Genomic DNA, 25,070 nt, shown 5'->3' on the forward strand with positions numbered 1-25,070 from the left:
AGCGAATGTTTTGGACAGTGCTGATTATCATTTTATTGTGTGCCATTTGCGGCGTATTTTGGCTGCACAGAAAACAAGAACGTGAGTGGCAGCACGAATTGGCGCGCTTAGAGCGCGGCATGCAAGAGGGCAAATATATTCCTAACGGTCAGGATGCTGATTCTCCACATCAATTTTCAGAAGATGCCAAAGCGGCATACGGAAAAACCATCGCACGCCTGCGCCTGATGGCGGCGCGTTACACTCCGCAGCAGGAGCAATTATCCGAGCAACCGGCAAACACTGAACACGAAGAATCTGAAACCGGTATGGAAGACATAGCGGATTTCTTCGAAAGCCAAGAAGCAAAACACGAATATCATCAAGATGCCGATATTGAAAGGTCGTCTGAAAATCCGTCGGCAGAACAAGTCCCCCAAGCCGAGCCGCCTCAACAACACGCAGCCGAAAGGAAAGATACGCCGTATATCGTTCCTTTTGTCGAAACCGAAGAGCCTGAATATATTCCCCGTATCGTTAAAGACGAAGGCTTTGAAGAAATTACTTTGGAAGAGGCGACCCGTTCGCTAAATGAAGCGGCGTTACAGGAATGGGAAGAGCAACAGACCGTCAACCATCCTGCAGGCGACCGGAATAACGATGACGGGGAAATCCAACCCATCCGCGCATCGGTAACACCGATGAAAGGTTTGCAGATTATCGATTTCAACGATCCCGTACTGCGCCGGACCCGCGAGCGCGTCATGGCGGGCGTCAATGGCATCCAAATCCCCAAAGCCAGTGCTCCGCATATCGAAACCGTGCAAACCGCATTGCGCACAGCCGAGCGCGAAGCCATTTTGCCTGTCGTTGACAATCTGGATAGCCGTGCAGAGATTGATGTGACGGATATTCGGAACACATTGGCTCGAAGTACGGCAGCACGCCAGCGCCTTGCCGCCGCTGTTGCGCCTGTGCGCGATTTCCAGCCGCAAATCATTCAAAACGATGAAATTTTGGCAAACCTGATTCCTGCAAGCCGCCGACGGACGGTTCGCCATGCTGAAGCGGCGGCGGAAAAACTGGCGCGCAAGCAGCAATCTGCTGCCGCGCAGGTGAAATTGTCGGAAGAAGCCGATCTGCGGTCTGAGCAAACGGTTGAGCGTTCCGTCACACGCAAACCGCTGTTCCCGCCTAAAACGCTTCGCACCGAACCTGTCGCTCCGCCAAAAGAAAAAGCAGTCTATATTTCAAGACAGCCCGCCCCTACCGCAACCGTAGTCGAGCCGCCCGAAGTACCGACCGTTACCCCGACGCCAATCGATATCCCGACGCCGCCGAGCTTTACGCCGCCACCTGTTGCGCCGGAAATCGTCGATCCTCCGGTAGCGCGCCCCGCTTGGGAAATCCCTGCTTTCCATTCTGAAGTCAATGCGCATGTCAGCGACAATCCTGTCCGCTCGATTCATGATTACTTAATCAGTGAATCCGAAACGGAGGATGAAGTCGCAGGCGGAAATGTACAGAGAAATGCTGAAACTGAATCCGCCCATACGGAAGATACGGAAATTTCTGCCTTTGAACATCATCAGCCGATACATCATGCCGATCTTGCGACGGGTTATGCTGCCGATGATGCTGATGCAGATTCAGAAGAAGAGACCGGGGCGTTTTACAAGTTTTCAGACGACCTGAAGTACCCACTGCCAACCACAGACTTGCTCCTACCGCCCCAATTCGACCCTGCCGCCACGCAGACCGAAGAAGAATTGTTAAACAACAGCATCACTATCGAAGAAAAGCTGGCGGAATTTAAGGTCAAAGTCAAAGTCGTGGATTCCTATTCCGGTCCGGTGATTACGCGTTACGAAATCGAACCTGATGTCGGCGTGCGCGGCAATTCGGTCATAAACCTCGAAAAAGACCTTGCCCGTTCGCTCGGTGTTGCCTCTATCCGCGTCGTCGAAACCATACCCGGCAAAACCTGCATGGGCTTGGAGCTGCCGAACCCGAAACGCCAAATGATACGCCTGAGCGAAATCTTCAATTCGCCCGCGTTTGCCGAATCCAAATCCAAGCTGACGCTCGCGCTCGGTCAGGACATTACCGGTCAGCCGGTCGTTACCGATTTGGGCAAAGCACCGCATTTGCTGGTTGCCGGTACGACCGGTTCGGGTAAATCGGTCGGCGTTAATGCCATGATTTTATCTATGCTCTTCAAAGCGACGCCTGAAGACGTGCGCATGATTATGATTGACCCGAAAATGCTGGAATTGAGCATTTACGAAGGCATTCCGCACCTGCTCGCGCCTGTCGTTACCGATATGAAGCTGGCGGCCAACGCGCTCAACTGGTGCGTCAACGAAATGGAAAAACGCTATCGTTTGATGAGTCATGTAGGCGTGCGCAACCTTGCGGGCTTCAATCAAAAAATCATGGAAGCTGCCGCACAAGGCATGAAAATTGCCAACCCGTTCAGCCTGACGCCCGACGATCCCGAACCTTTGGAAAAACTGCCGTTTATCGTAGTCGTGGTTGACGAGTTTGCCGATTTGATGATGACCGCAGGCAAGAAAATCGAAGAACTGATTGCCCGCCTTGCCCAAAAAGCCCGCGCGGCAGGTATTCATTTGATCCTTGCCACGCAACGCCCCAGCGTCGATGTCATCACAGGTCTGATTAAAGCCAACATCCCGACACGCATCGCTTTCCAAGTGTCCAGCAAAATCGACAGCCGTACAATTCTCGACCAAATGGGCGCAGAAAACCTGCTCGGACAAGGCGATATGCTGTTCCTGCCGCCCGGTACAGGCTATCCGCAACGTGTTCACGGTGCATTCGCTTCAGACGACGAAGTACACCGCATAGTCGAATATCTGAAACAATTCGGCGAACCGGATTACATTGACGATATTCTGATGAGCGGCACAACCGACGATCTGCCGGGTATCAGCCGCAGCAGCGACAGCGAAGTTGATCCGATGTATGACGAAGCCGTCTCCGTCGTTCTGAAAACGCGCAAAGCCAGCATCTCGGGCATCCAACGCCAATTACGCATCGGCTACAACCGCGCCGCCCGCCTGATTGACCAAATGGAAGCAGACGGTATCGTTTCTCCTGCCGAAACCAACGGCAACCGTACCGTTTTGGCACAAAGCAGCGAACATTTGGACTAAAGCCACACCAGAGCAGGGAAAAAGCCGATTGCCGTTGCAGTTTCCCCTGATTTTGGTACAATACCGCCATTCATTCTTACACAGACAAGCCGCCGAGATTTAGGCGGCTTGTATTTTTATTTTCATTTTGCGGATTTTATAGTGGATTAAGTTTAAACCAGTACTGTGCTGTACTGTCTTCGGGCTTCGTCGCCTTGTCCTGATTTAAACTTAATCCACTATATTTACCGTGTTTTTTACCAGGCAAAAGCAGTCCAAACGCTTTTGCGGAGACGACAAACCATGCAAAAAATTCCATTGACCGTACGCGGCGCAGAATTGCTCAAACAAGAATTGCAACGCCTCAAAAGCGTCGCCCGTCCCGAAATCATCGAAGCCATCGCCGAAGCCCGTTCGCACGGCGACTTGTCCGAAAACGCAGAATACGAAGCTGCCAAAGAAAAACAAGGCTTTATCGAAGGACGTATTTCCGAGCTGGAACACAAATTGTCCATGGCACACATTATCAACCCTGCCGAAATCCACGCCGAAGGCAAAATCGTCTTCGGCACGACCGTAACGCTGGAAGATTTGGAAACCGAAGAACACGTTACCTATCAAATCGTCGGCGAAGACGAAGCAGACATCAAAGAAGGCAAAATCTACGTCGGCTCCCCCATTGCCCGCGCCCTAATCGGCAAAGAGGAAGGCGATGTCGCCGAAGTACAGGCCCCCGGCGGCGTACGCGAATACGACATTATTTCGGTTCAATATATCTGATTGCCCCGAATTGCCTTGATATAAAGAGAACAGAGGTCGTCTGAAAACCAAGGAAAATGGTTTCAGACGACCCTTCTTACAGTATTCTCCTTGAACTAAGCCGTACAAGCAAAAACAGCCGATACTTTCCCGTATCGGCTGTTTCGTTTACTGCTTCATTCATATCAAACTAATTGGTGCTTAGGCAGCTCTTTCAAAGTCAGCGGCTTGATGTACCAAATATCGCGGCAGTAGTCGGCGATGGATCGGTCGGATGAGAAGAAGCCCATGTTGGCGATGTTGATCAATGCGGATTTTCGCCATGCGGCAACATCGCGGTAGTGTTCGTCCGCTTTGTATTGCGTGTCGATGTAGCTGCGGAAATCCGCCATCAGTTGATAGAAATCGCCGTAAGGTTGCAGGACGTCGTTGTAGCGGTTCGGCTCTTCGGGGGAGAACGTGCCGCTGCTGATTTGGTTGACGACGCGGCGCAGGTCGTGATCGCGTTCGATGTAGCCCAGCGGATCGTAGCCGTTGCGGCGGAGTTCTTCCACTTGTTCAACGGTGTTGCCGAAGATAAAGCAGTTGTCCGCGCCGACTTTTTCCAGAATTTCGACGTTCGCGCCGTCCAGCGTACCCATGCAGAGCGCGCCGTTGAGGGCGAACTTCATGTTGCTGGTGCCGGATGCCTCTGTGCCTGCCAATGAGATTTGTTCGTGCAAATCGGCGGCGGGGATGATGATTTGGGCGAGGCTGACGCTGTAATTCGGGATATAGACGACTTTAATCAGGTCGCGGATGCGTTCGTCGTTGTTGATGGTTTTCGCTACGTCGTTAATCAGGCGGATGATTTTTTTCGCCATGTAGTAGGCGGATGCGGCTTTACCGGCAAAGATGAAGACGCGCGGCTGCCAGTCGAAATCCGGGTTTTCCAGGATTTTGTTGTAGCGGTCGACGATGTGCATCACGTTCAACGCCTGGCGTTTGTATTCGTGGATGCGTTTGATTTGGATGTCAAACAATGCGTCCGTGTTGACCTTGATGCCCAATTCGGTTTCGATGTATTTGGCGAGGCGTTCTTTGGCGGCTTTTTTCACTGCGCTGAATTCTGCCTGTACGCTTGCATCGTCAACTTTTTCGTTGAGCTTGGTCAGATTGTCCAAATGCAGGCGCCAGTCTTGTTCGCCCAAGTGTTTATCGAGGAAACGGGTCAGCTCGGGGTTGGCGATGTTGATCCAGCGGCGCGGGGTTACGCCGTTGGTCACATTGGTGAAGCGTTCGGGGAACACTTTGGCAAAGTCGGCGAAGATGGAAGTGGTCATCAGGTCGGAGTGGATTTTCGCCACGCCGTTGACTTTGTGCGAACCGATGACTGCCAGCCATGCCATGCGGACACGGCGACCGTTGTTCTCATCGATGATGGACACGCGGCGGACGAAGTCGTCGTCAAAGTTGCCGATGGCGCGCAGGGCGTTCAGGAAGTAGGCGTTGATTTCAAAGATGATGTCCAAATGGCGCGGCAGCAGGCGACCCATCAAATCGACCGGCCAAGTTTCCAAGGCTTCGCTCATCAGAGTGTGGTTGGTGTAAGAGAAAATCTTGCAGCACATATTCCATGCTTCGGTCCATGCGATGCCTTCTTCGTCAATCAGGATGCGCATCAGCTCGGGAATCGCCAGCACGGGGTGGGTGTCGTTCAGGTGGATGGCGACTTTATCGGCAAGGTTTTTGATGCTGGGGAAACGGCATTTGTGGCGCGCCACGATGTCTTGTACGGATGCGGAAACCAGGAAATATTCCTGTTTCAGGCGCAGTTCGCGGCCGCTGTCGGTGGAGTCGTTCGGATAGAGGACGCGCGAGATGTTTTCATCGCTGTTTTGCGCGCGGACGGCGGAAGCGTAATCGCCGCGGTTGAAATCTGCCAAGTCGAAGCGGTTGCCGGCGTGAGCCGTCCACAGGCGCAACGGATTGGCGACGTCGCCGCCGTAGCCGGGGATGATTTCATCGTATGCCATCGCGGAAATTTCTTCGCTCGGATGCCATTCTTTTTTGTCACCCATATTGATGACCTGTCCGCCGAAGCTGACGGCGTATTGTTTGTTCGGGCGGCCGATTTGCCATGCCAAATCTTGGTCGAGCCACAAATCGGGTTTTTCGACCTGCTGGCCGTCCACGATTTCTTGTTTGAACATACCGTATTGATAGCGGATGCCGTAGCCCATGGCGGGAATGCGCAAGGTGGCGAGCGAGTCGAGGAAGCAGGCGGCAAGACGACCCAAACCGCCGTTGCCCAAGCCGGGGTCTTGTTCTTGTTCGCAGATGTCGGTGAACTCTTTACCCAGTTGTTTGAACGCCTCTTCAAATTCGGCATACACGCCTTCGTTAATCAAAGCGTTGACGAAGGCGCGGCCCAACAGGAATTCCATGGAAAGGTAGTAAACCATGCGTTTGCCGTTGTCGATGTGGGCGCGGCGTGTTTGCAGGAAGTCTTCGGCAATCAGGTCGCGCGCGGCGAGCATGGCGGCGTTGAGCCATTGGTGTTCGGTCGCCTCTTTCGGATCGACGCCCAAAATGAAAATCAATTTATAGACGATGGACTTGCGGATGGTTTCGGCATCCGGTTTCGGCATGACGTAATCAAAACCTGAAATGGGTTGTTTTTTCTTAGCCATGATAGCCTTTCTCTGTTGGGGATGGGATGATGAAGCGGGGGAATTTGTATCTTTTGGCGGTCTGAGGTCGTCTGAAAAGCCGTATGCCTTTATGTTCCGTCAAGCAAAGTCAATCAGGTAAATTTATTACTCATCTTCAGCATTATAACTGAGGCAGTGTAAATAATAGGGTTTCTTTTAAAAACATCCTATTAATGACATATGTCATATACTCAGCGATGTATTCTTACGCTGCAAAACCCAAATACCCATATGTTCGACTGTCAGCTTGCCGTCTGCATTGTAATTAAACTTCTCGGATGGTACGCAAGAAATCTGCCAACTTCCTTGAGGCAGGTTAAATATTTGTTGACTACGCTTGGCATTGATCAACAGCAGCCATTCATCGTCCAAAACAATCTGCATGGCTTTTGCGCCGCGGTTGTGCCAACAAAGCTCGCTCATCGTTTCGCCTTGGATATTGAGCCAGCGGACGCGCTCTTGTTTCCACCAGACATCATCACCCAATAATTTGATTTCTTGACGCAGGCGGATTAAATCGCGCGTATAGCCTTGCAACGCTTCGTCTGCCTGCTGCCAATCCAGCCAAGTAATCGGGTTGTCCTGACAATAGCTGTTGTTGTTGCCCTGTTGGCTGTTGCCGAACTCGTCACCCGCCAACAGCATGGGCGTGCCGTTGGCAAGGAACAGCGAAGCAAGCAAGGCTTTGACGGTGTAGGAGCGGTCTTCCAAAATCGCCGCATCTTGGGTTTCGCCCTCGATGCCGTGGTTGTAGCTGATGTTTTCGTTATGCCCGTCGCGGTTGTCTTCGCCGTTGGCATGGTTGTGTTTTTCGTTGTAGCTGACCAAATCGCGCAGCGTAAAACCGTCGTGTGCGGTAATAAAATTGATGCTGGCGGAAGGATGGCGGCCGCTGTGGTTGAAAATATCAGACGACCCCGCCAGACGTTCGGCAAACGCGCCCAAATTGCCGCTTTCCCACACCCAAAACGCGCGCATATCGTCGCGGAAACGTCCGTTCCACTCAGCAAAAGGCTGCGGGAAATTGCCCAAGTGATAGCCGCCTTCGCCGATGTCCCACGCCTCGACAATCAGTTTGCAGCGTGCCAACACGGGGTCTTGGTACACCACCTGAAAAAAGCGTCCGTAAGCCTGAAAATCGGGTTCCCGCCCCAATACCGTTCCCAAGTCGAAGCGGAAACCGTCCACATGAAATGTTTCCGCCCAATAGCGCAGGCTGTCCGCCGCCCAGCGGGTTACGTCGCGGCGGACGATGTTCAGCGTATTGCCGCAGCCCGACCAGTTTTCATAGCTGCCGTCGGGCTTCAGCCAATACCACAAAGCATTGTCTATGCCGCGCTGGCAAAGCATCGGGCCTTTTTCATCCTGCTCGGCGGTATGGTTGTACACGACATCCAAAATCACTTCCAAACCTGCCTGATGCAAGGTTTTGACTGCCTGCTTCAACTCTTCCGCCGCACGCTCGGCATCAGCAGCATAAGACGGCTCGACGGCAAAATGGGAATAAGTGTTGTAGCCCCAATAATTGCTCAAGCCCATTTTTTGCAGGTGGTATTCGTCCAAATGCTGGTGTACCGGCAGCAGCTCGACGGCGGTAACACCCAAAGTTTTCAAATAATCAATCACGCGCGGATCGGTCAGCGCTTGATACGTTCCCGCGTGTTCCAAATCGGGGAACTGCTTGGTAAACCCTTTCACATGGGCTTCATACACTATCGTCCTGCCCCACGGATGGTTCGGGCGGCGGTAGTCGCCCCAATCAAAATCATCGTCGCCCACCACCACGCTTTTGGGCGCCACCGCCGCATTGTCCCGCCCGTCTTCCGGACGAAACCACGCCATTTCCTCATCGTCCCGATAACTCGGTTTGCCGTCGATTTTTTTGGAATACGGGTCAATCAACAATTTGTTCGGATTGAAACACGAGCCGCCCGGCGCATCAGCGCGTCCGTAAACACGAAAACCATACCGCTGCCCTGCCCCGACCTCCGGCACAAAGCCGTAAAACACCGACCCGCGCCGCGAAGGCATTTCCAAACGGGTTTCCCCTCCCTTGTCAAAGAGGCACAGCTCGACTTTTTCGGCATGAATGGAAAACAGCGCAAAATTCGCCCCTTCCTCAGTCAGCGACACGCCCATCGGATAAGGCGCACCTTCTTCAATGCGCCATGTTTTGGTTTTCATTTTGTTTGTCCTGATTTGATGGAAACGCGTCGAGCTGCGCTTCCGGATAGTTGTTCTTTTTATAGTGGTGATGCTTGAAGGGAAAGAGGTCGTCTGAAAAGCAAAATCCCGTTTTCAGACGACCTCTTTTAGCCATAAACCTTTGTTTTAACTTGAGGCCGTCCGAATTTGAGCGCTATCAATTCGGCAACCTCACCGCCAACTCGGCAGGCCAAGCCGCCTTAGCGTCGGTTTTTACAAAACCATTGCCCGTCAGCCCGCCTTTCAGCAGGCGGTTGTATTTCACCGCCGTTTCGCGCGGCACTTGCAATTTCACTTTAAACATCAGCTTCGCGCGTTCATCGACCGTTTCCACCGACTTGGGCGTAAACTGGGCGTCCGTCGCGATAAATTTGATTTTGGCGGGGAACACCGCGTCAATGCCGTCCAAACGGATACGCGCATCGTCATTGACTTTCAGACGACTCATGCTGTCGGTCGGCAGGAAAATATTCATCGAAACATCGGCAGGATCAAGCAGGCTGACCACTTTCGAACCCGCCGCGACCACGTTGCCCGCTTCCGCAATGGTGTATTCCACCCTGCCGGCTATCGGCGCGCGGATATTCATATCATCGTTGGCGGATGTGGCCGATTTGACTGCCGCCCTCGCCTGTTCGACACCGGCGCGCGCTTCCGCTTGTGCGGCGGCACTTTGCGCCACCGTCGCCCGCGCTTCGTCCCGCGCCGCTTCGGCTGCTTTGACCGCCGCAACAGCACGCTCATAATCCGCCTGACGCTTGGTAACTTCCGATTGCGACACCAGCTGGTCGGCAAGCAATTTGCGCGCATTATCCAGCTCCATTTTCGCCACACGAAGCTGCTGCCTGTTCGCGTCCACATTCGCCTGCGCGCGCGCAACCGTCTGTTTCATCTGCGCTTCGGCGGCTTTGGCGCGCCCGACCGCCTCTTCTTGCCGCAATTCCGCCGCCCGCGCTTCTTCCAAACGGCTGTTGCTGGTTTCAGACGACAGTTCCGCCAGAATATCGCCCTCTTTCACGTCCGCGCCCTCTTCCACCAATACCGCCTTCACCCGCCCCGGATACAGGCTGGAGACATCGATGCGGTTCAGTTCCAGCCGCCCGTTGGATTGCGCGATCCATGTCGGCAGGGTTTCTTTTTGGTTTTGAAGGACATACCACACGCCGCCCGCAGCCAGCGCGACGGCAAAAGAAGCAATAACAGCTTTTTTCATGTTGCGTTACACCTTAATCGTCAAAACGGGCGTGCCTTAGAGCGGTAATGCGGAAACAGCGCGGCAAACGCCCAATCTATCCTTTGATGGATGGACGAATCGGTCAGCAAATCCTCATGCCGCCCGTTCATCTCGTCGGTCAGTATCCCCAACATACGGTAGCGCGTGTTCATAATCATCGGCGAGATGACCGCGCCGTTGAGAAACTCAAACTGATTAAACAGAGCCAGTTCCGGCACATCTTCCCTGCCGTTGCACGCCTTAATATGCTGAATCATCCCGCAGGCAAGCATCTTATGCTGCTTTTTCAACGCTTTGGTAATCAAATCCACGCCTTCTTCGCTGTCCAGCAGCATCCTGTGTATCCACGCCAAATGTTCGCGTATCGTTACCGCCAGCCGCCAGACAATCTGATACAGCCGCTCCGTATCTTCGATATTTTGGGCAAAATCGAACGACACCCGCCCCAAAGCCCGATTGCTGTACTCAATCAACATCGCCTTCACAAATTCGTCTTTATCGGCAAACATCCTGTTGAACGTTTCCAAATTCGAATTCAAATGCTCCGCGATCGCCTGCTCGGACAGCCGCTTGTAGCCGCATCTGGGATAAAAATGAATGCCTGCGGAAATAAATTGCGCACTGGTTACACCGTTCATTATCTTCACCTCATCTGCCTGTATTGTTGTCATAGGACAAATATCCAAGACTCAAATGAAACAAAAATCTTCTGAAATATCAGACCGCCTTTGGACGCTACTGTTGCAAACCAACGCCCCATCCCAAGCCGAGCCGATACAAATGCCAACCAACCGTTATTTTATCAAGCACGCAAAACGCCCCGACTCAATCATCCTGTCTGTTTTTTTATTTCACTATATAACAAACCGCCCCCGCCTTCAATGCAAGCTATCTTCCAATTATCATTAAAATCCGATAGTTAAATTTGTTTTGAGAAGATATGGGTCGTCTGAAAAAACGGTTTTAGACGATTTGAAGGAGGCACTAACATAAACCAATACCCTTAAAACCCAGTATCGTTGAACTGCAAGCCTGACGGTTTGCCGCCATTCTTGCCCGAGTAACAACGGCTGAGCAAACATAAATGAAAATATAGTGGACTAAATTTAAACCAGTACGGCGTGTTGCCTCGCCTTAGCTCAAAGAGAACGATTCTCTAAGGTACTGAAGCACCAAGTGAATCGGTTCCGTACTATCTGTACTGTCTGCAGCTTCGTCGCCTTGTCCTGATTTAAATTTAATCCACTATATCAAGACGAAACCTTATTCGTTCCCCCAAAAAAATTTCAGACGACCCCTTCATCTCAAAAGGTCGTCTGAAACAGGCAAAGCGGCTGGTTTGAACTTGTCTTACTATTTTAAAAAACCAAGTTCAGTTCAAGCTTACGCTTCGCCTTCTGCCCGATCGGCTGCCTCCGTTGCGCTTGGCTCGGCGGCTTTGTAGAGGTAAACCGTTGCCAGCGGCGGTACTTTGACAGCGAGCGAATTGGGTCTGCCGTGCGACCAGATTTCTTCGGTTTGCAGGGTTTGTCCGGCGGATACGCCGCTGCCGTTGTAACCGGGGTCGTCTGAATTGAGGATTTCGCGGTATTCGCCGGCTTCGTTCACGCCGAAGCGGTAGCTGTCGTGGACGACGGGCGTGAAATTGCTGATGACGATGACGCGGTTGCCTTCGCGGTCGCGGCGTTCGAAGACGAAGACGGAATTGTTGCCGTCGTCGGCGACCAGCCATTCGAAGCCTTCCGGCCATTGGTCAAGCTGGTAAAGCGGCGCGGTGTCTTTATAGACGCGGTTCAAATCGCGCACGAAGTTTTGTACGCCTTTGTGCCAGCCGCCTTCTTGGTCGAGCAGGAACCAATCCAGTCCTTCGTTGTAGTTCCACTCTCTGCCTTGCGCGAACTCGTTGCCCATAAACAGGAGTTTTTTGCCGGGGAAACCGTACATGAAGCCGTAGTAGGCGCGCAGGTTGGCGAATTGCTGCCAGCAGTCGCCGGGCATCCGTCCGAGCAGCGAGCGTTTGCCGTGTACGACTTCGTCGTGCGAGAGCGGCAGGACGAAGTTTTCGCTGTATTGGTACATCATGCCGAAGGTCATTTTGTTGTGGTGGTATTTGCGGTTGATGGGGTCTTCCATCATGTAGCGCAAGGTGTCGTTCATCCAGCCCATGTTCCATTTGTAGCTGAAGTTCAAGCCTTCTTGGCGGGTTACGTTGGCGAACGAGGTCGATTCTTCAGCGATTTCGGTGGCAGACGGGACGACCTCTTTCAGCATGGTATTGGTATCGCGCAGGAAGGCTATGGCTTCGAGGTTTTCATGGCCGCCGTATTGGTTGGGTATCCATTCACCGTCTTTGCGCGAGTAGTTGCGGTAAATCATGGAGGCGACGGCGTCCACGCGAATGCCGTCGAAACCGAAACGCTCTATCCAATACAGGGCATTGCCTTGCAGAAAGTTTTTGACTTCGTTTCTGCCGAAGTTGTAAATCAGGGTGTTCCAGTCTTGGTGGTAGCCTTCGCGCGGGTCGGCGTGTTCGTACAGCGCGGTACCGTCAAACTTGGCAAGCCCGTGGTCGTCGGTCGGGAAGTGTCCGACCACCCAGTCGAGAATGACGCCGATGCCTTCGTTGTGGGCGGCTTTAATCAGGGCACGCAATTCGTCGGGCGAACCGAAACGGCTGGTCGGCGCATACAATCCTGTCGCCTGATAGCCCCACGAGCCGTCAAACGGATATTCGGACACGGGCAGGAACTCGATATGGGTGAAGCCCATGTCTTTGACGTATGCGACCAATTCTTTGGCGAGCTGTTCGTAAGTCAGCCAGAAGTTGTTTTCGGGATTGCGTTTCCACGAACCCAAATGCACTTCATAAATACTGATGGGCGCGTCAATGGCATTGGCGCGGGCGCGGAAGTCGGGTGTTTCGACTTTTTCCGGCAAACCGCGCACGACAGACGCGGTATTCGGACGCAACTCTGCGCCGAAGGCATACGGGTCGGTTTTTTGCCGCACATCGCCGTTGGCATCGCGGATTTCAAATTTGTAGAGGGCGTTGAGTTTGACGGCGGGGATGAAGATGTCCCAAATGCCGTTGTCGCGGTGGAAACGCATGACGTGGCGGCGGCCGTCCCAGTGGTTGAATTCGCCGATGACGGACACGCGCTGCGCGTTCGGCGCCCATACGGCAAAGCTGACGCCTTTCACGCCGTCCACTTCGGCAAAATGCGCGCCCAAAGTTTCATAAGGGCGCAGGTGTTTGCCTTCCGCCAGCAACCAAGAATCCATGTCTTTTAAGGCAGAGCCGAAGCGGTATGGGTCTTCTTCGCGCACAGGCTCGGCATCTTCGGCATAACGGACGTTCAACGCATAATCGGGCGCACCTTCGGGCAACACGGCAACAAAGAATCCGCGTTCATCGACTTTTTCAGACGACGTAATCAGTTCGCCGCTCTCACGGTTGACAATATCCACGCCCCAAGCGTTCGGAATCAGAGTCCGTACGACCTCGTCGCCTTCGGCAAGGCGGTGTCGTCCCAAATAGGCGAACAAATCGCTGTGGGTGGCAAGAAACAGGCTTTCGACCGTGTCGCGTTCGACTTGGTCAAGCTCGTGATAAGGCTTCATCCGGCTGTTTTTCTTCATGCGTACCTCTCCAATCATGGCAAGTTGGCCGCCCATCAGGCGGTTGTGGGGAAAATCTTCAAGCGCGACGGGCATTTTGCGCGCCCAGTTGGGATAACCCTCGGAAACGCCCGGCACATTCAGGTTGTCGCTCATGCCCAGCAGGTTTTCCAGCTGCACCGCATACAGTTTGCTGCGGCTCATGGCGGCATACCGGTGTAAGGCAGTTAACAGCGCTTCGTCAATTTCAGACGACATCTCGGCGTCGGCAGGCAGGCAGCCGGCGTGTTTCAACTTATCGAACAAATCCGCCTTGTCGTGTTCGCGCGCTTCCAAGGTCGTCTGAAAAGTTTCCGCATCGGGAATCGTACCCAAGCGGAACATCAAATCCAAATCCTTGCCCGTCCAATAGCCTGCCAAGGGCGCGACATCGTGCGTACTGACCACCGTAATCGCCTGTTCGGGATATTCTTCGGGCAATTCAAAGCCGTGCCAGCCTTTGCTGAAATACACGACCTTATAAGAAAACACCTGATAACGGTTCAGCAAATAACGCGCTTGGTCTGGTACTGTCCCCAAATCCTCGCCAATGACCACGCATCGATTCCGCCGGCTTTCCAAAGCCAGGATGGCAAACATCACATCTGCGTCGTAATGCACATACGCGCCAAAGTCCGCCGTCTTGCCCGCAACCCACCACAGACGGCACAAAGCCATCACATGATCGATGCGCAAGATGCCGTAAAGCCGCATATTTTCACGCAAAAGGCGGACGAACTTCTCATAGCCCGTGTGCTTCAACATCATCGGATTGAGCGGCGGCAAATCCCAGTTTTGCCCCGTCGGGCTGAATGGATCGGGCGGCGCACCGACCGCCATATCCATGCAGTAATCGGCGCGGTTAAGCCAAGTGTCCGCGCTGCCGCGTGCTACGCCGACCGCCAAATCGCCGTAAATTCCGAGCTTCACGCCGCGCGCCGCAGCCGCCTCGTTCACTTCGCGCAACTGCTCCGCGCAAAGCCATTGCAGCCACATATAAAAACGGATTTCGCGGCGATGACCCTGTGCAAATCTTTGAACCGCCTCGCCATGCGGATCATGAAACTCCGACGGCCAAGACAGCCAACCCACTTCGCCGGAACGGTTGTAATACTGATCCAACGCCTCAAACAAGCCGAAGCCTTCCAAAGCCTCGCTGTGTTCTTCAACAAAGGCGTCAAATGCCGCCCGCTCTTGTTTGGCGGCTTCGCATTCATCGTTTTCAAACGCATCAAATGCCTTCTGTAAAGCATCACGCTTAAACGCCCAAACCGCCGTATAAGCAACGGTTTCCGTAATCCGCAACGCCGCAATGCGCTGGCAGATATTCGGCTGCTTGAGCCAGTTTTTCAGCTTTTCGTTGTAAGAGAATGCGCCAACCTTCTCCACATCCAGATAAATCGGATTGAGCCATTCGCGCGAAGACGGGCTGTACGGGCTGGCAAAAGCAGGCTTGGCGCTGAAAAGCGCATGCAGCGGATTGATGCCGACGAAATCCAGTTGCTTATCCGCCGCAAACGCCATCAAATTCAGTAAATCGGTAAAATCCCCAATACCCCAGTTCCGTTGCGAACGCAGGCTGTACAAATGCGTCGTCAGCCCGTTCATGCGCAAACCGTGTTCCAGCATTTTCGGCTGATAAACCGACTGCGGCGCAACCACCAGCCGCACCTTGCGGACGCTGCCTTCCACTTCCGCAGACAAAGTGTAATAGCCGCAAGCCAAAGCCGGCAGCGCAACCCAAAGCACGCCGTCTTCGCCATGGTTCAACGGCAAAACCTGCCGTCCGCCCGCTTCGTCTCCCAAGCAAATTTCAGCCGCGCCATGAAACTCAGCAGGCAGTCGCAAAGATTCCCGACCGTTTTCATGCGCCACCAAAGTATCCGCATAAAGGTCGTCTGAAAAACCGTCCTGCCGCAAAGCCTTAATAATCCCTTCCAAAACCTCGGGCTTGGTCGCATGATAAATTCCACCGATGTCGTGGAAACCCAAATCAATACCCAAGCCTGCAGCCTGCTCTTCCAAATGTTCGCTCATGACACAATTCGCCTGTTTACAATAAACCGAATCTTAATATAAATAAGATTGAATGTTTCCCATAATTCAGAGAAAACAACCGTTCAGACCAGAATTTCCCTGCTTAGTTTGACTTAACCCAAAATTTTGATTGATGACTCTAAAGACATGCTGACAAAACGGCAGGAAAATTTCTATTATCATAATATTCTAAAATAGCAGCCATCTTTTTCGTTGTTTCAGCAGCAAACCTAAGTATTTCTCATTTAATCTCTGAAATTCGTTTTTCGTAAGATTTAAATAAGTTTTCCAAGTAATAATTTATCGAGGAACTTCTATAAAACCCAATATTGTCATACAGTTCATTGCAAAAAACGATTTGATTTGTTTCTTTCATATATGAAATAAATTCCAAAACATTCGTTAACATACTTTTTTGAATTACGACAGAAGTTTTAACTTGTAAATTCCATAAGATTAAAATAATATACAGAAAATTTTTTACCAGCCCTTCTTTTCATCTGAGATTATTACCTATGTTAAAACAAGCTATTTTACTGACTGCTCTGATTGGTGCGCTTACCGGCTGTACTTACGGCCATATGCACTACTCACCATCCTATGAACAAGAAGCCACCATGCGTGCCGACTCCCGTCGCGTTCAAGCTGACGAACGTGCAGAGCGTGCAGAGCGCCGCCGCGAGCGCCGTCAAGAAATGATGGATGAAGCCGACGCTATCAACCGCGCAAACCGCAATAACCGCATCTACATCCTTCACTGATCACCGGTCCTTACGGATTATTGGATTCCTAATACTTATATTTCAAACAGGTAACATCATGAAAAATAAAATCGCAGCCCTGCTCCTGACTTCTTTCGTTATCACCGGTTGCTCTGCGCCCGGAGGCTCCGTAGGCGATTTGGCTATCGGTAGCGATTCCGCAGCCATCAAAGCAGGCCGCAACCGCGAATCTGCACAACTCTCCCGTGCCGAGCTGGAACAACACCGCCGTCAACGTACCAATGTTTCAGAAGAGTTGGCATTGGAACGTGAAAAACGCCAAGACAAACGTGACCAAGTCAACGGTGCAATGGGTACCGCAGCCAATGCAGTCGGTCTGATTGGCGGTATCGCAGGTACTGCCGCTTTGATCAAAGCTTGGTTCTAATTTAGCAGGTATTCGTAAAAACGACCGGTACAGCGTATCGGTCGTTTTTCTTATCCTCAGCTTCAAAGGCTAATTGAGTTTAAACTTTCTATAGTGGATTAACTTTAAACCAGTACGGCGTTGCCTCGCCTTGCCGTACTATCTGTACTGTCTGCGGCTTCGTCGCCTTGTCCTGATTTAAATTTAATCCACTATAAATACCGCAGTTTAAACTCGTCCATCCTTTATAAAGTCCTAGACAAAACCCAAAAGGTCGTCTGAAAACCCAAAACCGGTTTTCAGACGACCTTTATCTATTCAATACCATCAAGCCGCTTTACGATGGTAATGCCGTAGCGCATGTTCTTTGCGCCGTCCGCTCGAGAAGGCAGATACGCGTTTCAGGTAGCCGATAACGCGGGTGCCGTAATCGATGTCGTGCGAACAGCAGGCGGAACAGGCGTGCAGGGTGCGTTTATCGATGTGGCCGCATTCGTTGCAGATGGTGATGCGCACGTTCACGCAGAAGTAGTTGCAGCCGGTTTGCGCGGCAATGTCCAAGAGCGAGCGGTAGCCGGATTCGGGCAGGGCTTCGTCAAGGTTCAAGTGCAGCGCGGAGCCGCCGTCGAGCCAGTCCACCAATTCTTTGCCGTGCAGCAGGAATTTGTCGAGCGCGTTGATTTCTTCGTCTTCGACAACGTAGAAATAGGAGTTGTAGCATTCGCGGCTGACTTTGTAGCCGTCGGCTTTATCCCATTTGGCGTTTTTCACACCGAGGTTTTCGGCAGGGACGAACTCGGTGTTGAATTTTACGCCGTAGTGTTTGCTGGCGGCTTGGTTGGCTTCGAATATGGTTTTCAGACGACCTTGGACGAAGTTGATGTAATCGTCGTTGTAACCGACTTTGATGCCTTGCGATTCGGCGGCTTCCGCCATGCCGTTGATGCCGATGGTGAGGAACTGTTTGTCCAGCGTGATGAAGCCTGCATCGTAAACGGGCAGCATTCCGGCGGCTTGGTATTCTTCCATCAGTTTGCGGTAGGCGTATTGGTATTTGTGGATTTTGGCGACTTCGGCGGCAAGGTCGCGCCCGTCTTGCTCCAACCGGTTCATGTTGATGGTGATGACGTTGATGGAACCGGTCGCCACGCCGCCCGCGCCGAGGGTATAGCTGAAAGTGCGGTCTTCAATGGCGTTGCGCAGGCGGCAGCAGGAAGCCAACGAGTCGGGATTGTCGGAAAGATAAACGAAGAAGGAATTGCCTTCCGCCAACTCTTTTGCCATTTCGTTGGCGAACACGGTGTCTTTGCATTTGCCGCCGTCGGTCAGCATCGCAGCGGTCACGACGGGGAAAGTCAAAACGGCTTTGGTGCGTTCCTGATTGAACCATTTGAGGAAGAAGTTTTGCAGCTTCGCCACGCTCGCCCACACCGGTTTGCTGAAATCGGGGAAGACGAAATCGCCGAACATCGCATCGAAATAGTATTGATCGTAAACGGAAATATTCCAGAATACACTCTGATAACCGCGCGCGGCAGCGGGCTGGTTGATGCTGTACACCACCTGCTGCATGTGGTTGGCGATTTCTTTGCCGTGGGTTTCCAAATAATCGTCGCCGTAGTCTTTGCGGGCAAAGTAGTCGAAATAGGTCAGAAATTCCACCGTCGCCACCGCGCCGGCAAACTGCGCGCTGATGGCAAACACAAGGTTGATAAATGAGCCGCAAAACGATGCCAGATGTTGCGGCGCCTTAGATTCGCCGCCGAGTTTGCTTAAGCCGTCGAGCAGGAAGGGATACAGCGTGACCGACACACAATAAGGCTTGAGGCTGGTTTCGTCGTGCACATAAATCTCGTGCGCCTCAATCTGGCGGATGTATTCGTCGGCAACGGATTGGTCGAAAATTTCGGCAATTTTGCGCGACACTTGGGCGCGGTTAATCTGCACGAAAAAGTCTTTCATGATTTCCGCTTCCATCGTGGCGATGTTTTTCTGGGTAACGTTGGCGTTGGCGTCCATTTTCGAGCCGTCCGCCGCGTTTTGCGCGCTGATGTAGTCATGCATGAATTGCAGTTTGCCGTTTAACTGTTCGGGATGCAGCCGAATCATGTTAAGTCCTCCTGTGTGGGTTGGATAAAAAGCCTCAGGCCGTCTGAAAAGCGGCCGCCTGCGGCTGAGTCGTAATCGGGATGATTTTGGGCGCGGGTTTGTCTTTGATAAACAAGCGGTTCAACACCTCGCCCGTGCGCAAATCGATAAATTTCTGATTGGTTGTCGGGCTGTCCAAACCGCCCAGCTCCATCTGCCAGCGGCCGGTTTTCAGATACGTCAGATAAGGCAGGATGCCGTCTGAAACCGCCTCCAGCTCCTCACGCTCCAAACCGGTGTACAAACAGGCTTTCAAACCTGCCTGCGTCACGATGCCCAACATTTTCTGCAAAGCTTCCGGCTGCCATTCCCCGCCCATAAACAACACGCAGCTAATCAGCCCGCGATAGCGTTTCAGACGGCCTTTCAAATAATCCTCGGTCAATTCCGTGCCGACACCCTCTTTCCACGCATCGGCACTGTGGCAGCCTTTACAGCGCAGCGGGCAGCCGGAAAACAGAAACGCCAGCGACACTTCGCCCGGCACTTCCTGCCATACGATTTGCTCGATTGTGAATTTCAACGCTGCCATGACTTGCTACTCATAAATACAATATATGGTGTGAATTAAATCATAAGAACACAAGATATGGTATTTTTATTTAACAATGCAACAAACCGATATGATAGTTTTTAATAATTCACTATATTAAAAATCCAAATCAAAAAGCAGTTTAAATATAAAAAAGCCGTACTCGGGAAACACGCTTCGCATTCCCCAATACGGCCGTTACGCCATCATATAGTGGATTAAATTTAAATCAGGACAAGGCGACAAAGCCGCAGACAGTACAGATAGTACGGCAAGGCGAGGCAACGCCGTACTGGTTTAAAGTTAATCCACTATACTTTTTTGAAATTTACATCCTTTTCTTACAGTACGACCTTGCCCGAATAGCGAAAACCCAAAACGATAAGCAAACTCCGTAATAACAAAAGCCATTAACAATCCATTCCCTCCAATGACCAAAGGTCGTCTGAAAATCCGCTCCCCAACTTTTCAGACGACCTCCCGCAGTCTGAAACCCAAGCGAAAAGTGTTACAATAGCCGTTTTATTTTAGCCGCTTAAGACAGTCCGACCATGTGCAACCACCATCATCAAAACGACAGCAAAACTCCCCACTCAGAAGCTCGCGACAACGACACCATCCGCATCCGCGGCGCGCGTACGCATAATTTGAAAAACGTCGATTTGGACATTCCGCGCCACAAGCTCGTGGTGGTAACAGGATTGTCAGGCAGCGGCAAGTCGTCGCTGGCGTTTGACACGCTGTATGCCGAAGGGCAGCGGCGTTATGTCGAGAGCCTTTCCGCCTATGCGCGGCAGTTTTTGCAGATGATGGACAAGCCCGATGTCGATTTGATCGAAGGACTGTCGCCCGCAATTTCCATCGAGCAGAAATCCACCAGCCACAACCCGCGTTCCACCGTCGGCACGGTAACGGAAATCCATGATTACCTGCGTCTTTTGTACGCCCGCGTCGGCACGCCGTATTGCCCCGAACACAATCTGCCGCTATCCAGCCAAACCGTGTCGCAGATGGTCGATGCCGTGTTGAAGCTGCCGGAAGACACGCGCGTGATGATTCTGGCGCCGGCGGTGCGCGAGCGTAAGGGCGAATTTGTCGATTTCTTTGCCGACTTGCAGGCGCAAGGTTTTGCGCGGGTACGCGTGGACGGCGAGGTCTATCAGTTAGACGAAGTGCCGAAACTGGAAAAAAACATCAAACACAATATCGACGTGGTCATCGACCGCGTGAAAGTGAAGGCGGACATCAAGCAGCGGCTGGCGGAAAGTTTTGAAACCGCGCTGCGCCACGGTAACGAGCGCGCGCTGGCGATGGAAATGGACAGCGGTGAAGAGCATTGGTTTTCCGCACGTTTTGCCTGCCCCGTTTGTTCGTACAGCCTGCCCGAATTAGAGCCGCGCCTCTTTTCGTTCAACAACCCGATGGGTTCCTGCCCGACTTGCGACGGCTTGGGCAACACCAATTTCTTCGACCCTGAAAAAGTGGTCGCGCATCCCGAATTATCGCTGGCAACGGGGGCGATTGACGGCTGGGACAAACGCAACCAGTTCTATTTCCAAATGATTCAATCATTGGCGCGGCATTACGGTTTCGACGTGCAGGCTGCTTGGGAAACGCTACCTGAAAAAGTCAAAAAAGTCGTGTTGCACGGTTCGGGTAAAGAAGTCATTGATTTCACTTACCTGTCTGAACGCGGCACCACCTTCAACCGCAGCCACGCCTTCGAGGGCATCATCCCCAATCTCGAACGCCGCTACCGCGAAACCGACAGCGAAACCGTGCGCGAAAAACTGCGCGAATACCAAAACCACCGCGCCTGCCCGAGCTGCGGCGGCGCACGTTTGCGCAAAGAAGCCCGCTACGTTTACGTCAGCGGCGAACCGTTGCACGAAGTCTCCGCTTGGCCATTGACCAAAACCCACCAATTTTTCGAAACGCTGGATTTGGACGGCAACAAAAAACAAATCGCCGAAAAAATCCTCAAAGAAATCACCGAACGGCTCGGCTTCCTGATTAACGTCGGGCTGGATTACCTGAATTTAAGCCGCTCCGCCGAAACCCTTTCCGGCGGCGAAGCCCAACGTATCCGCCTCGCCAGCCAAATCGGCAGCGGCCTGACCGGCGTAATGTACGTTTTGGACGAACCCTCCATCGGCCTGCACCAGCGCGACAACGACCGCCTGCTCGCCACCCTCAAACGCCTGCGCGATTTGGGCAACAGCGTGATTGTGGTCGAACACGACGAAGACGCCATCCGCGAAGCCGATTTCGTCGTCGATATGGGCCCCGGCGCGGGTGAACACGGCGGCAACGTATTGATTGCCGACACGCCCGAAAACGTTGCCAAATGCGAAAAATCCGTTACCGGACAATACCTCAGTGGCAAAAAATCCATTGCCGTGCCGTCTGAACGCACGCCCGTCAATCCCGACCGAATGCTCATCCTCAAAGGCGCGCGCGGCAACAACCTTAAAAACGTTACCCTCGAACTGCCGCTCGGTTTGATTACCTGCATCACCGGCGTATCCGGCAGCGGCAAATCCACCCTGATTAACGACACCCTCGCCAAAATCACCGCCCGCGAACTCAACCGCGCCCAAGAAGAACCCGCCCCATACGACGACATCCACGGCCTCGAACACCTCGACAAAGTCATCAACGTCGACCAATCCCCCATCGGCCGCACCCCACGTTCCAACCCCGCCACCTACACCGGCCTGTTCACCCCCATCCGCGAACTCTTCGCCGGCGTACCCCTCTCGCGCGAACGCGGCTACAACGTCGGCAGATTCTCCTTCAACGTCAAAGGCGGCCGCTGCGAAGCCTGCCAAGGCGACGGCGTGATTAAAGTCGAAATGCACTTCCTGCCCGACGTGTACGTCCCCTGCGAAGTCTGCCACGGCAAACGCTACAACCGCGAAACGCTCGAAATCCAATACAAAGGCAAAAACATCAGCCAAGTCCTCGACATGACCGTCGAAGAAGCCCGCGAATTTTTCGACGCCGTCCCCACCGTATCGCGCAAACTGCAAACCCTGATGGACGTAGGCCTCGGCTACATCCGCCTCGGACAATCCGCCACTACCCTCTCCGGCGGCGAAGCCCAGCGCGTCAAACTTGCCTTGGAGCTATCCAAACGCGACACCGGCAGAACGCTCTACATCCTCGACGAACCCACCACCGGCCTGCACTTTGCCGACATCGCCCTTTTGCTGGAAGTCATAGGTCGTCTGAAAGGCAAAGGCAACTCGATAGTGATTATCGAGCATAATCTGGACGTGATTAAAACTGCCGATTGGATTGTGGACTTAGGGCCGGAAGGCGGCGACGGCGGGGGCAGGATTATTGCGGAAGGTAGCCCCGAAGAAGTGGCGAATGTTAAGGGGAGTTATACTGGGAAGTATCTGAAAAATATAGTGAATAGAATTTAAGTATAGTGTCTTGTTATATGGATTACTTAGATAATTTAAATATTACGTGAGTTAGTTATGAATCAATTTCTGCAAAGTCTATTATTTGCCATAGGCATTCCATTTTCGCTTTTTTCAGCATTGAAAATAGTTGATGATGTTTTTGGTAGTGGAGACATTGGAAAAAAATTAGCTAATAAGTTTTCTAGTGCTAGTTTTCATTCGACACCAAGAAAATGGTGTCTCAGTGCTTTTTTGGTAGTGGATAAAATTTTTGGGGAAAAACTTATTTCTCTAAGAAGTCTTATAATTTCTAGCTTAATAACAATAATTTGGGTTATTATTCAAATTATTGGATCGTATTTTTTCTATAAAAATGGAATAGTTATAGATGGTATTCTGAAAATTAACATTATGCTAAAAAAGTTCTTACTCCTACTTTCAGTATGCATTCTAATAGACTATATTTCTGTCTGTATAACAAGGCTAATTTTTAGGAAAATGATTCTAAAATATACCACGTTATCAATAATTACTGATCTTGCGGTATCAGTTTCTCTATTTTATGTGCTTTATAATTTATTTAAATATTTTTTAATTATAAAGGGATATCAAGAATTCCTTCCATATTTGCAAGATTTGCATCCAGAAGAAACTATTCTATACTGGTTAAGTTCTCCCTTTGAGGTGCAGTCTCAACTTATTGCATTAAATGATGTTTTTGCTCAACCCATAGGCAATGGAAAATATGAGCTTATTAATGGTAATTTTGAGATATTGTATAGCTTCCCAGAAGGAATGCTGTTTGTATCAAGCTTATTTACTTCTGTGTGGGTTTGGGCTTTCTCAATTTCATTATGGTTATTCAATGTATTAAAAAGAGCAACCTCGTTAAAGAATTTTCTTGTCAAAGAATCATCTATTGCTAGCAAACCATATTTATCAGTCGGAATAATTACAACAATTCTGTTTTTTATCCCTGCATTTTTATTCCACTTTGTATGGTCATTATTACAGCAAACCGTAGCCTGATTCACACCAACCACCCACAAACAAAAATCCTATGGCGCGTTATCGCAGAAACTTCATTGCCGGCGGCACATTCTTTTTCACTGTCAAACTCGCCAACCCAAAATCGCGCCTGCTTGTCGAACATATCGGCTTCGCGTGCGGCTTATATGGATGTGCAAAAACAATATCCCTTTGAAACCGTCGCCGTATGCGTACTGCCGAACCATATTCACGCCATTTGGACGCTGCTGCCCGACGATGCGGATTATTCCCTGCGTTGGCGGCTGATTAAAACCAAATTCTCCGCACATTTCCCTCGTGCCGAAAACCTGTCTGCCAGCAAACAGCGGCGGCACGAACGCGGTATTTGGCAACGGCGTTTTTACGAACACACCGTGCGTGACGAAACGGATTTGCAACGTTGTGCAGCCGACATCCATTTCAATCCCGTCAAACATGGATCGTGCGGCAATGTTCGCGATTGGGCGTTTTCGTCGTTTCACCGTTATGTTCGGGACGTTCTTTAACATATCCACCACTACCAGCACTTAAATTACAAGATACGCTTTCACGAGCTATATTTACATCATCTAAGTTCCCAGTTTTCGTCGAAACCCTACACCTCCGTCCGCCCCAATGCGTCGGTAACGACGGTATGGTCTTTGCGGTAGTCGAACGTCCATTCTTCGCCGAGGTTGTTGCTGCTCTTGAGCACTTTGCCGTCGGTGTCGTAACGGTCGTATTCGTAGCGGGATACCAGTCCGTCAGGCTGGCTATGTTCGACCATAATGTGGTTGCGGTAGGCGAAACCGCGCAGTTTTTTGCCGTCACGTCCGTAAACGGCGGTCAAATCGCCGTAGCCGTCGTAGTCGTAGCGCACCAGTTCCTTGCCGTTGAAGGTGACGGAGGTGAGGCGGTTGACGTAGAAACGTTCGTCTTCGGAAACGAAGACGTCCCGTTCCCCGGCCGGGTCGAAGTCGGGATCGTTGTCGTTCAGTTGGATGGAGGAAAATACGGGTTGGAAGTGTCGGCCGCTGCCGTCGTAAATGCTGTGCGGCAGCCCGTTGTCGTCGTAGCAGAGGCGGATATGGCGGCCGTTGCGGTCGAGTTGGGCGACCAGTT

The 25,070-nt window shown here is 51.8% G+C and carries 15 protein-coding genes and 2 pseudogenes; 8 read left to right on the top strand and 9 right to left on the bottom strand.

From position 1 onward, the window contains the following. The first annotated feature begins 5 nt into the window (after positions 1-5). Positions 6-3,155 (top strand): DNA translocase FtsK, encoded by a 3,150-nt coding sequence (locus HMPREF1051_RS05225; RefSeq protein WP_003765423.1) that lies wholly within the window; start codon positions 6-8, stop codon positions 3,153-3,155. Positions 3,156-3,437: 282 nt separating this feature from the next. Further along, positions 3,438-3,914, top strand: coding sequence for a transcription elongation factor GreA (gene greA, locus HMPREF1051_RS05230; RefSeq protein WP_003742680.1), 477 nt, complete (start codon positions 3,438-3,440; stop codon positions 3,912-3,914). A gap of 164 nt (positions 3,915-4,078) precedes the next feature. On the opposite strand, the gene HMPREF1051_RS05235 is transcribed toward greA, so the two are convergent. The 6 genes from HMPREF1051_RS05235 to glgB form a co-directional block, all read right to left on the bottom strand. Next, complete coding sequence (locus tag HMPREF1051_RS05235) at positions 4,079-6,565, bottom strand: glycogen/starch/alpha-glucan phosphorylase (RefSeq protein ID WP_003765355.1); 2,487 nt, start codon at positions 6,563-6,565, stop codon at positions 4,079-4,081. A gap of 204 nt (positions 6,566-6,769) precedes the next feature. Then, on the bottom strand, positions 6,770-8,770 hold the full coding sequence (glgX, locus tag HMPREF1051_RS05240; protein ID WP_003765379.1) for a glycogen debranching protein GlgX: 2,001 nt from the start codon (positions 8,768-8,770) through the stop codon (positions 6,770-6,772). Next, positions 8,745-8,906 (bottom strand): hypothetical protein, encoded by a 162-nt coding sequence (locus HMPREF1051_RS14260; RefSeq protein ID WP_003765376.1) that lies wholly within the window; start codon positions 8,904-8,906, stop codon positions 8,745-8,747. The genes glgX and HMPREF1051_RS14260 overlap by 26 nt, the downstream gene beginning before the upstream one ends. 42 nt (positions 8,907-8,948) lie before the next feature. Next, positions 8,949-10,004 carry an HlyD family secretion protein gene (locus HMPREF1051_RS05245; RefSeq protein ID WP_003765416.1) on the bottom strand — a complete coding sequence of 352 codons (1,056 nt, stop codon included), beginning with the start codon at positions 10,002-10,004 and terminating at the stop codon, positions 8,949-8,951. A 20-nt stretch (positions 10,005-10,024) separates the two neighbouring features. Then, positions 10,025-10,696: a TetR/AcrR family transcriptional regulator gene (locus HMPREF1051_RS05250; protein WP_003779018.1), complete on the bottom strand. Its 672-nt coding sequence runs from the start codon at positions 10,694-10,696 to the stop codon at positions 10,025-10,027. Between the two features lie 712 nt (positions 10,697-11,408). Further along, positions 11,409-15,719, bottom strand: a complete 4,311-nt coding sequence (glgB, locus tag HMPREF1051_RS05255) for a 1,4-alpha-glucan branching protein GlgB (protein ID WP_003765394.1) — start codon at positions 15,717-15,719, stop codon at positions 11,409-11,411. Positions 15,720-16,234: 515 nt separating this feature from the next. On the opposite strand from glgB, the gene HMPREF1051_RS05260 reads away from it, so the two are divergent. Further along, complete coding sequence (locus HMPREF1051_RS05260) at positions 16,235-16,480, top strand: hypothetical protein (RefSeq protein ID WP_003761186.1); 246 nt, start codon at positions 16,235-16,237, stop codon at positions 16,478-16,480. Between the two features lie 58 nt (positions 16,481-16,538). Continuing rightward, complete coding sequence (locus tag HMPREF1051_RS05265) at positions 16,539-16,868, top strand: NGK_0946 family protein (protein ID WP_003761187.1); 330 nt, start codon at positions 16,539-16,541, stop codon at positions 16,866-16,868. A 306-nt stretch (positions 16,869-17,174) separates the two neighbouring features. Here the strand turns inward: HMPREF1051_RS05265 and nrdD are convergent, their stop codons facing one another. Beyond that, the gene (gene nrdD / locus HMPREF1051_RS05270) at positions 17,175-18,956 is read right to left on the bottom strand and encodes an anaerobic ribonucleoside-triphosphate reductase (protein WP_003765353.1); all 1,782 of its coding nucleotides are present in this window, start codon (positions 18,954-18,956) and stop codon (positions 17,175-17,177) included. A gap of 34 nt (positions 18,957-18,990) precedes the next feature. Next, positions 18,991-19,527 (bottom strand): anaerobic ribonucleoside-triphosphate reductase activating protein, encoded by a 537-nt coding sequence (nrdG, locus tag HMPREF1051_RS05275; protein WP_003765419.1) that lies wholly within the window; start codon positions 19,525-19,527, stop codon positions 18,991-18,993. Positions 19,528-19,736: 209 nt separating this feature from the next. Here nrdG and HMPREF1051_RS14270 point away from each other — a divergent pair. The 4 genes and pseudogenes from HMPREF1051_RS14270 to HMPREF1051_RS05290 form a co-directional block, all read left to right on the top strand. After that, positions 19,737-19,853, top strand: a pseudogene (locus tag HMPREF1051_RS14270) (IS5/IS1182 family transposase); the annotation flags it as partial. A gap of 225 nt (positions 19,854-20,078) precedes the next feature. Continuing rightward, on the top strand, positions 20,079-22,958 hold the full coding sequence (gene uvrA / locus HMPREF1051_RS05280; RefSeq protein ID WP_003765356.1) for an excinuclease ABC subunit UvrA: 2,880 nt from the start codon (positions 20,079-20,081) through the stop codon (positions 22,956-22,958). Between the two features lie 57 nt (positions 22,959-23,015). Beyond that, the gene (locus HMPREF1051_RS05285) at positions 23,016-23,969 is read left to right on the top strand and encodes a hypothetical protein (RefSeq protein ID WP_003765369.1); all 954 of its coding nucleotides are present in this window, start codon (positions 23,016-23,018) and stop codon (positions 23,967-23,969) included. A 113-nt stretch (positions 23,970-24,082) separates the two neighbouring features. Beyond that, a complete protein-coding gene (locus HMPREF1051_RS05290) occupies positions 24,083-24,475 on the top strand; it encodes an REP-associated tyrosine transposase (protein WP_231286270.1) in 393 nt (130 codons plus the stop codon). Positions 24,476-24,564: 89 nt separating this feature from the next. On the opposite strand, the pseudogene HMPREF1051_RS15180 reads toward HMPREF1051_RS05290, so the two are convergent. After that, positions 24,565-25,070, bottom strand: a pseudogene (locus HMPREF1051_RS15180) (sugar-binding protein); the annotation flags it as partial.

The organism is Neisseria sicca VK64, from assembly GCF_000260655.1.
GTDB classification, from domain to species: Bacteria; Pseudomonadota; Gammaproteobacteria; order Burkholderiales; family Neisseriaceae; genus Neisseria; species Neisseria sicca_B.

Excerpts from the sequence above, each read along its gene's own strand:
- HMPREF1051_RS05225 (WP_003765423.1), top strand. The coding sequence starts at position 6 with ATGTTTTGGACAGTGCTGATTATCATTTTATTGTGTGCCATTTGCGGC.
- greA (WP_003742680.1), top strand. The coding sequence starts at position 3,438 with ATGCAAAAAATTCCATTGACCGTACGCGGCGCAGAATTGCTCAAACAA.
- HMPREF1051_RS05235 (WP_003765355.1), bottom strand. The coding sequence starts at position 6,565 with ATGGCTAAGAAAAAACAACCCATTTCAGGTTTTGATTACGTCATGCCG.
- glgX (WP_003765379.1), bottom strand. The coding sequence starts at position 8,770 with ATGAAAACCAAAACATGGCGCATTGAAGAAGGTGCGCCTTATCCGATG.
- HMPREF1051_RS14260 (WP_003765376.1), bottom strand. The coding sequence starts at position 8,906 with ATGGCTAAAAGAGGTCGTCTGAAAACGGGATTTTGCTTTTCAGACGAC.
- HMPREF1051_RS05245 (WP_003765416.1), bottom strand. The coding sequence starts at position 10,004 with ATGAAAAAAGCTGTTATTGCTTCTTTTGCCGTCGCGCTGGCTGCGGGC.
- HMPREF1051_RS05250 (WP_003779018.1), bottom strand. The coding sequence starts at position 10,696 with ATGACAACAATACAGGCAGATGAGGTGAAGATAATGAACGGTGTAACC.
- glgB (WP_003765394.1), bottom strand. The coding sequence starts at position 15,719 with ATGAGCGAACATTTGGAAGAGCAGGCTGCAGGCTTGGGTATTGATTTG.
- HMPREF1051_RS05260 (WP_003761186.1), top strand. The coding sequence starts at position 16,235 with ATGTTAAAACAAGCTATTTTACTGACTGCTCTGATTGGTGCGCTTACC.
- HMPREF1051_RS05265 (WP_003761187.1), top strand. The coding sequence starts at position 16,539 with ATGAAAAATAAAATCGCAGCCCTGCTCCTGACTTCTTTCGTTATCACC.
- nrdD (WP_003765353.1), bottom strand. The coding sequence starts at position 18,956 with ATGATTCGGCTGCATCCCGAACAGTTAAACGGCAAACTGCAATTCATG.
- nrdG (WP_003765419.1), bottom strand. The coding sequence starts at position 19,527 with ATGGCAGCGTTGAAATTCACAATCGAGCAAATCGTATGGCAGGAAGTG.
- uvrA (WP_003765356.1), top strand. The coding sequence starts at position 20,079 with ATGTGCAACCACCATCATCAAAACGACAGCAAAACTCCCCACTCAGAA.
- HMPREF1051_RS05285 (WP_003765369.1), top strand. The coding sequence starts at position 23,016 with ATGAATCAATTTCTGCAAAGTCTATTATTTGCCATAGGCATTCCATTT.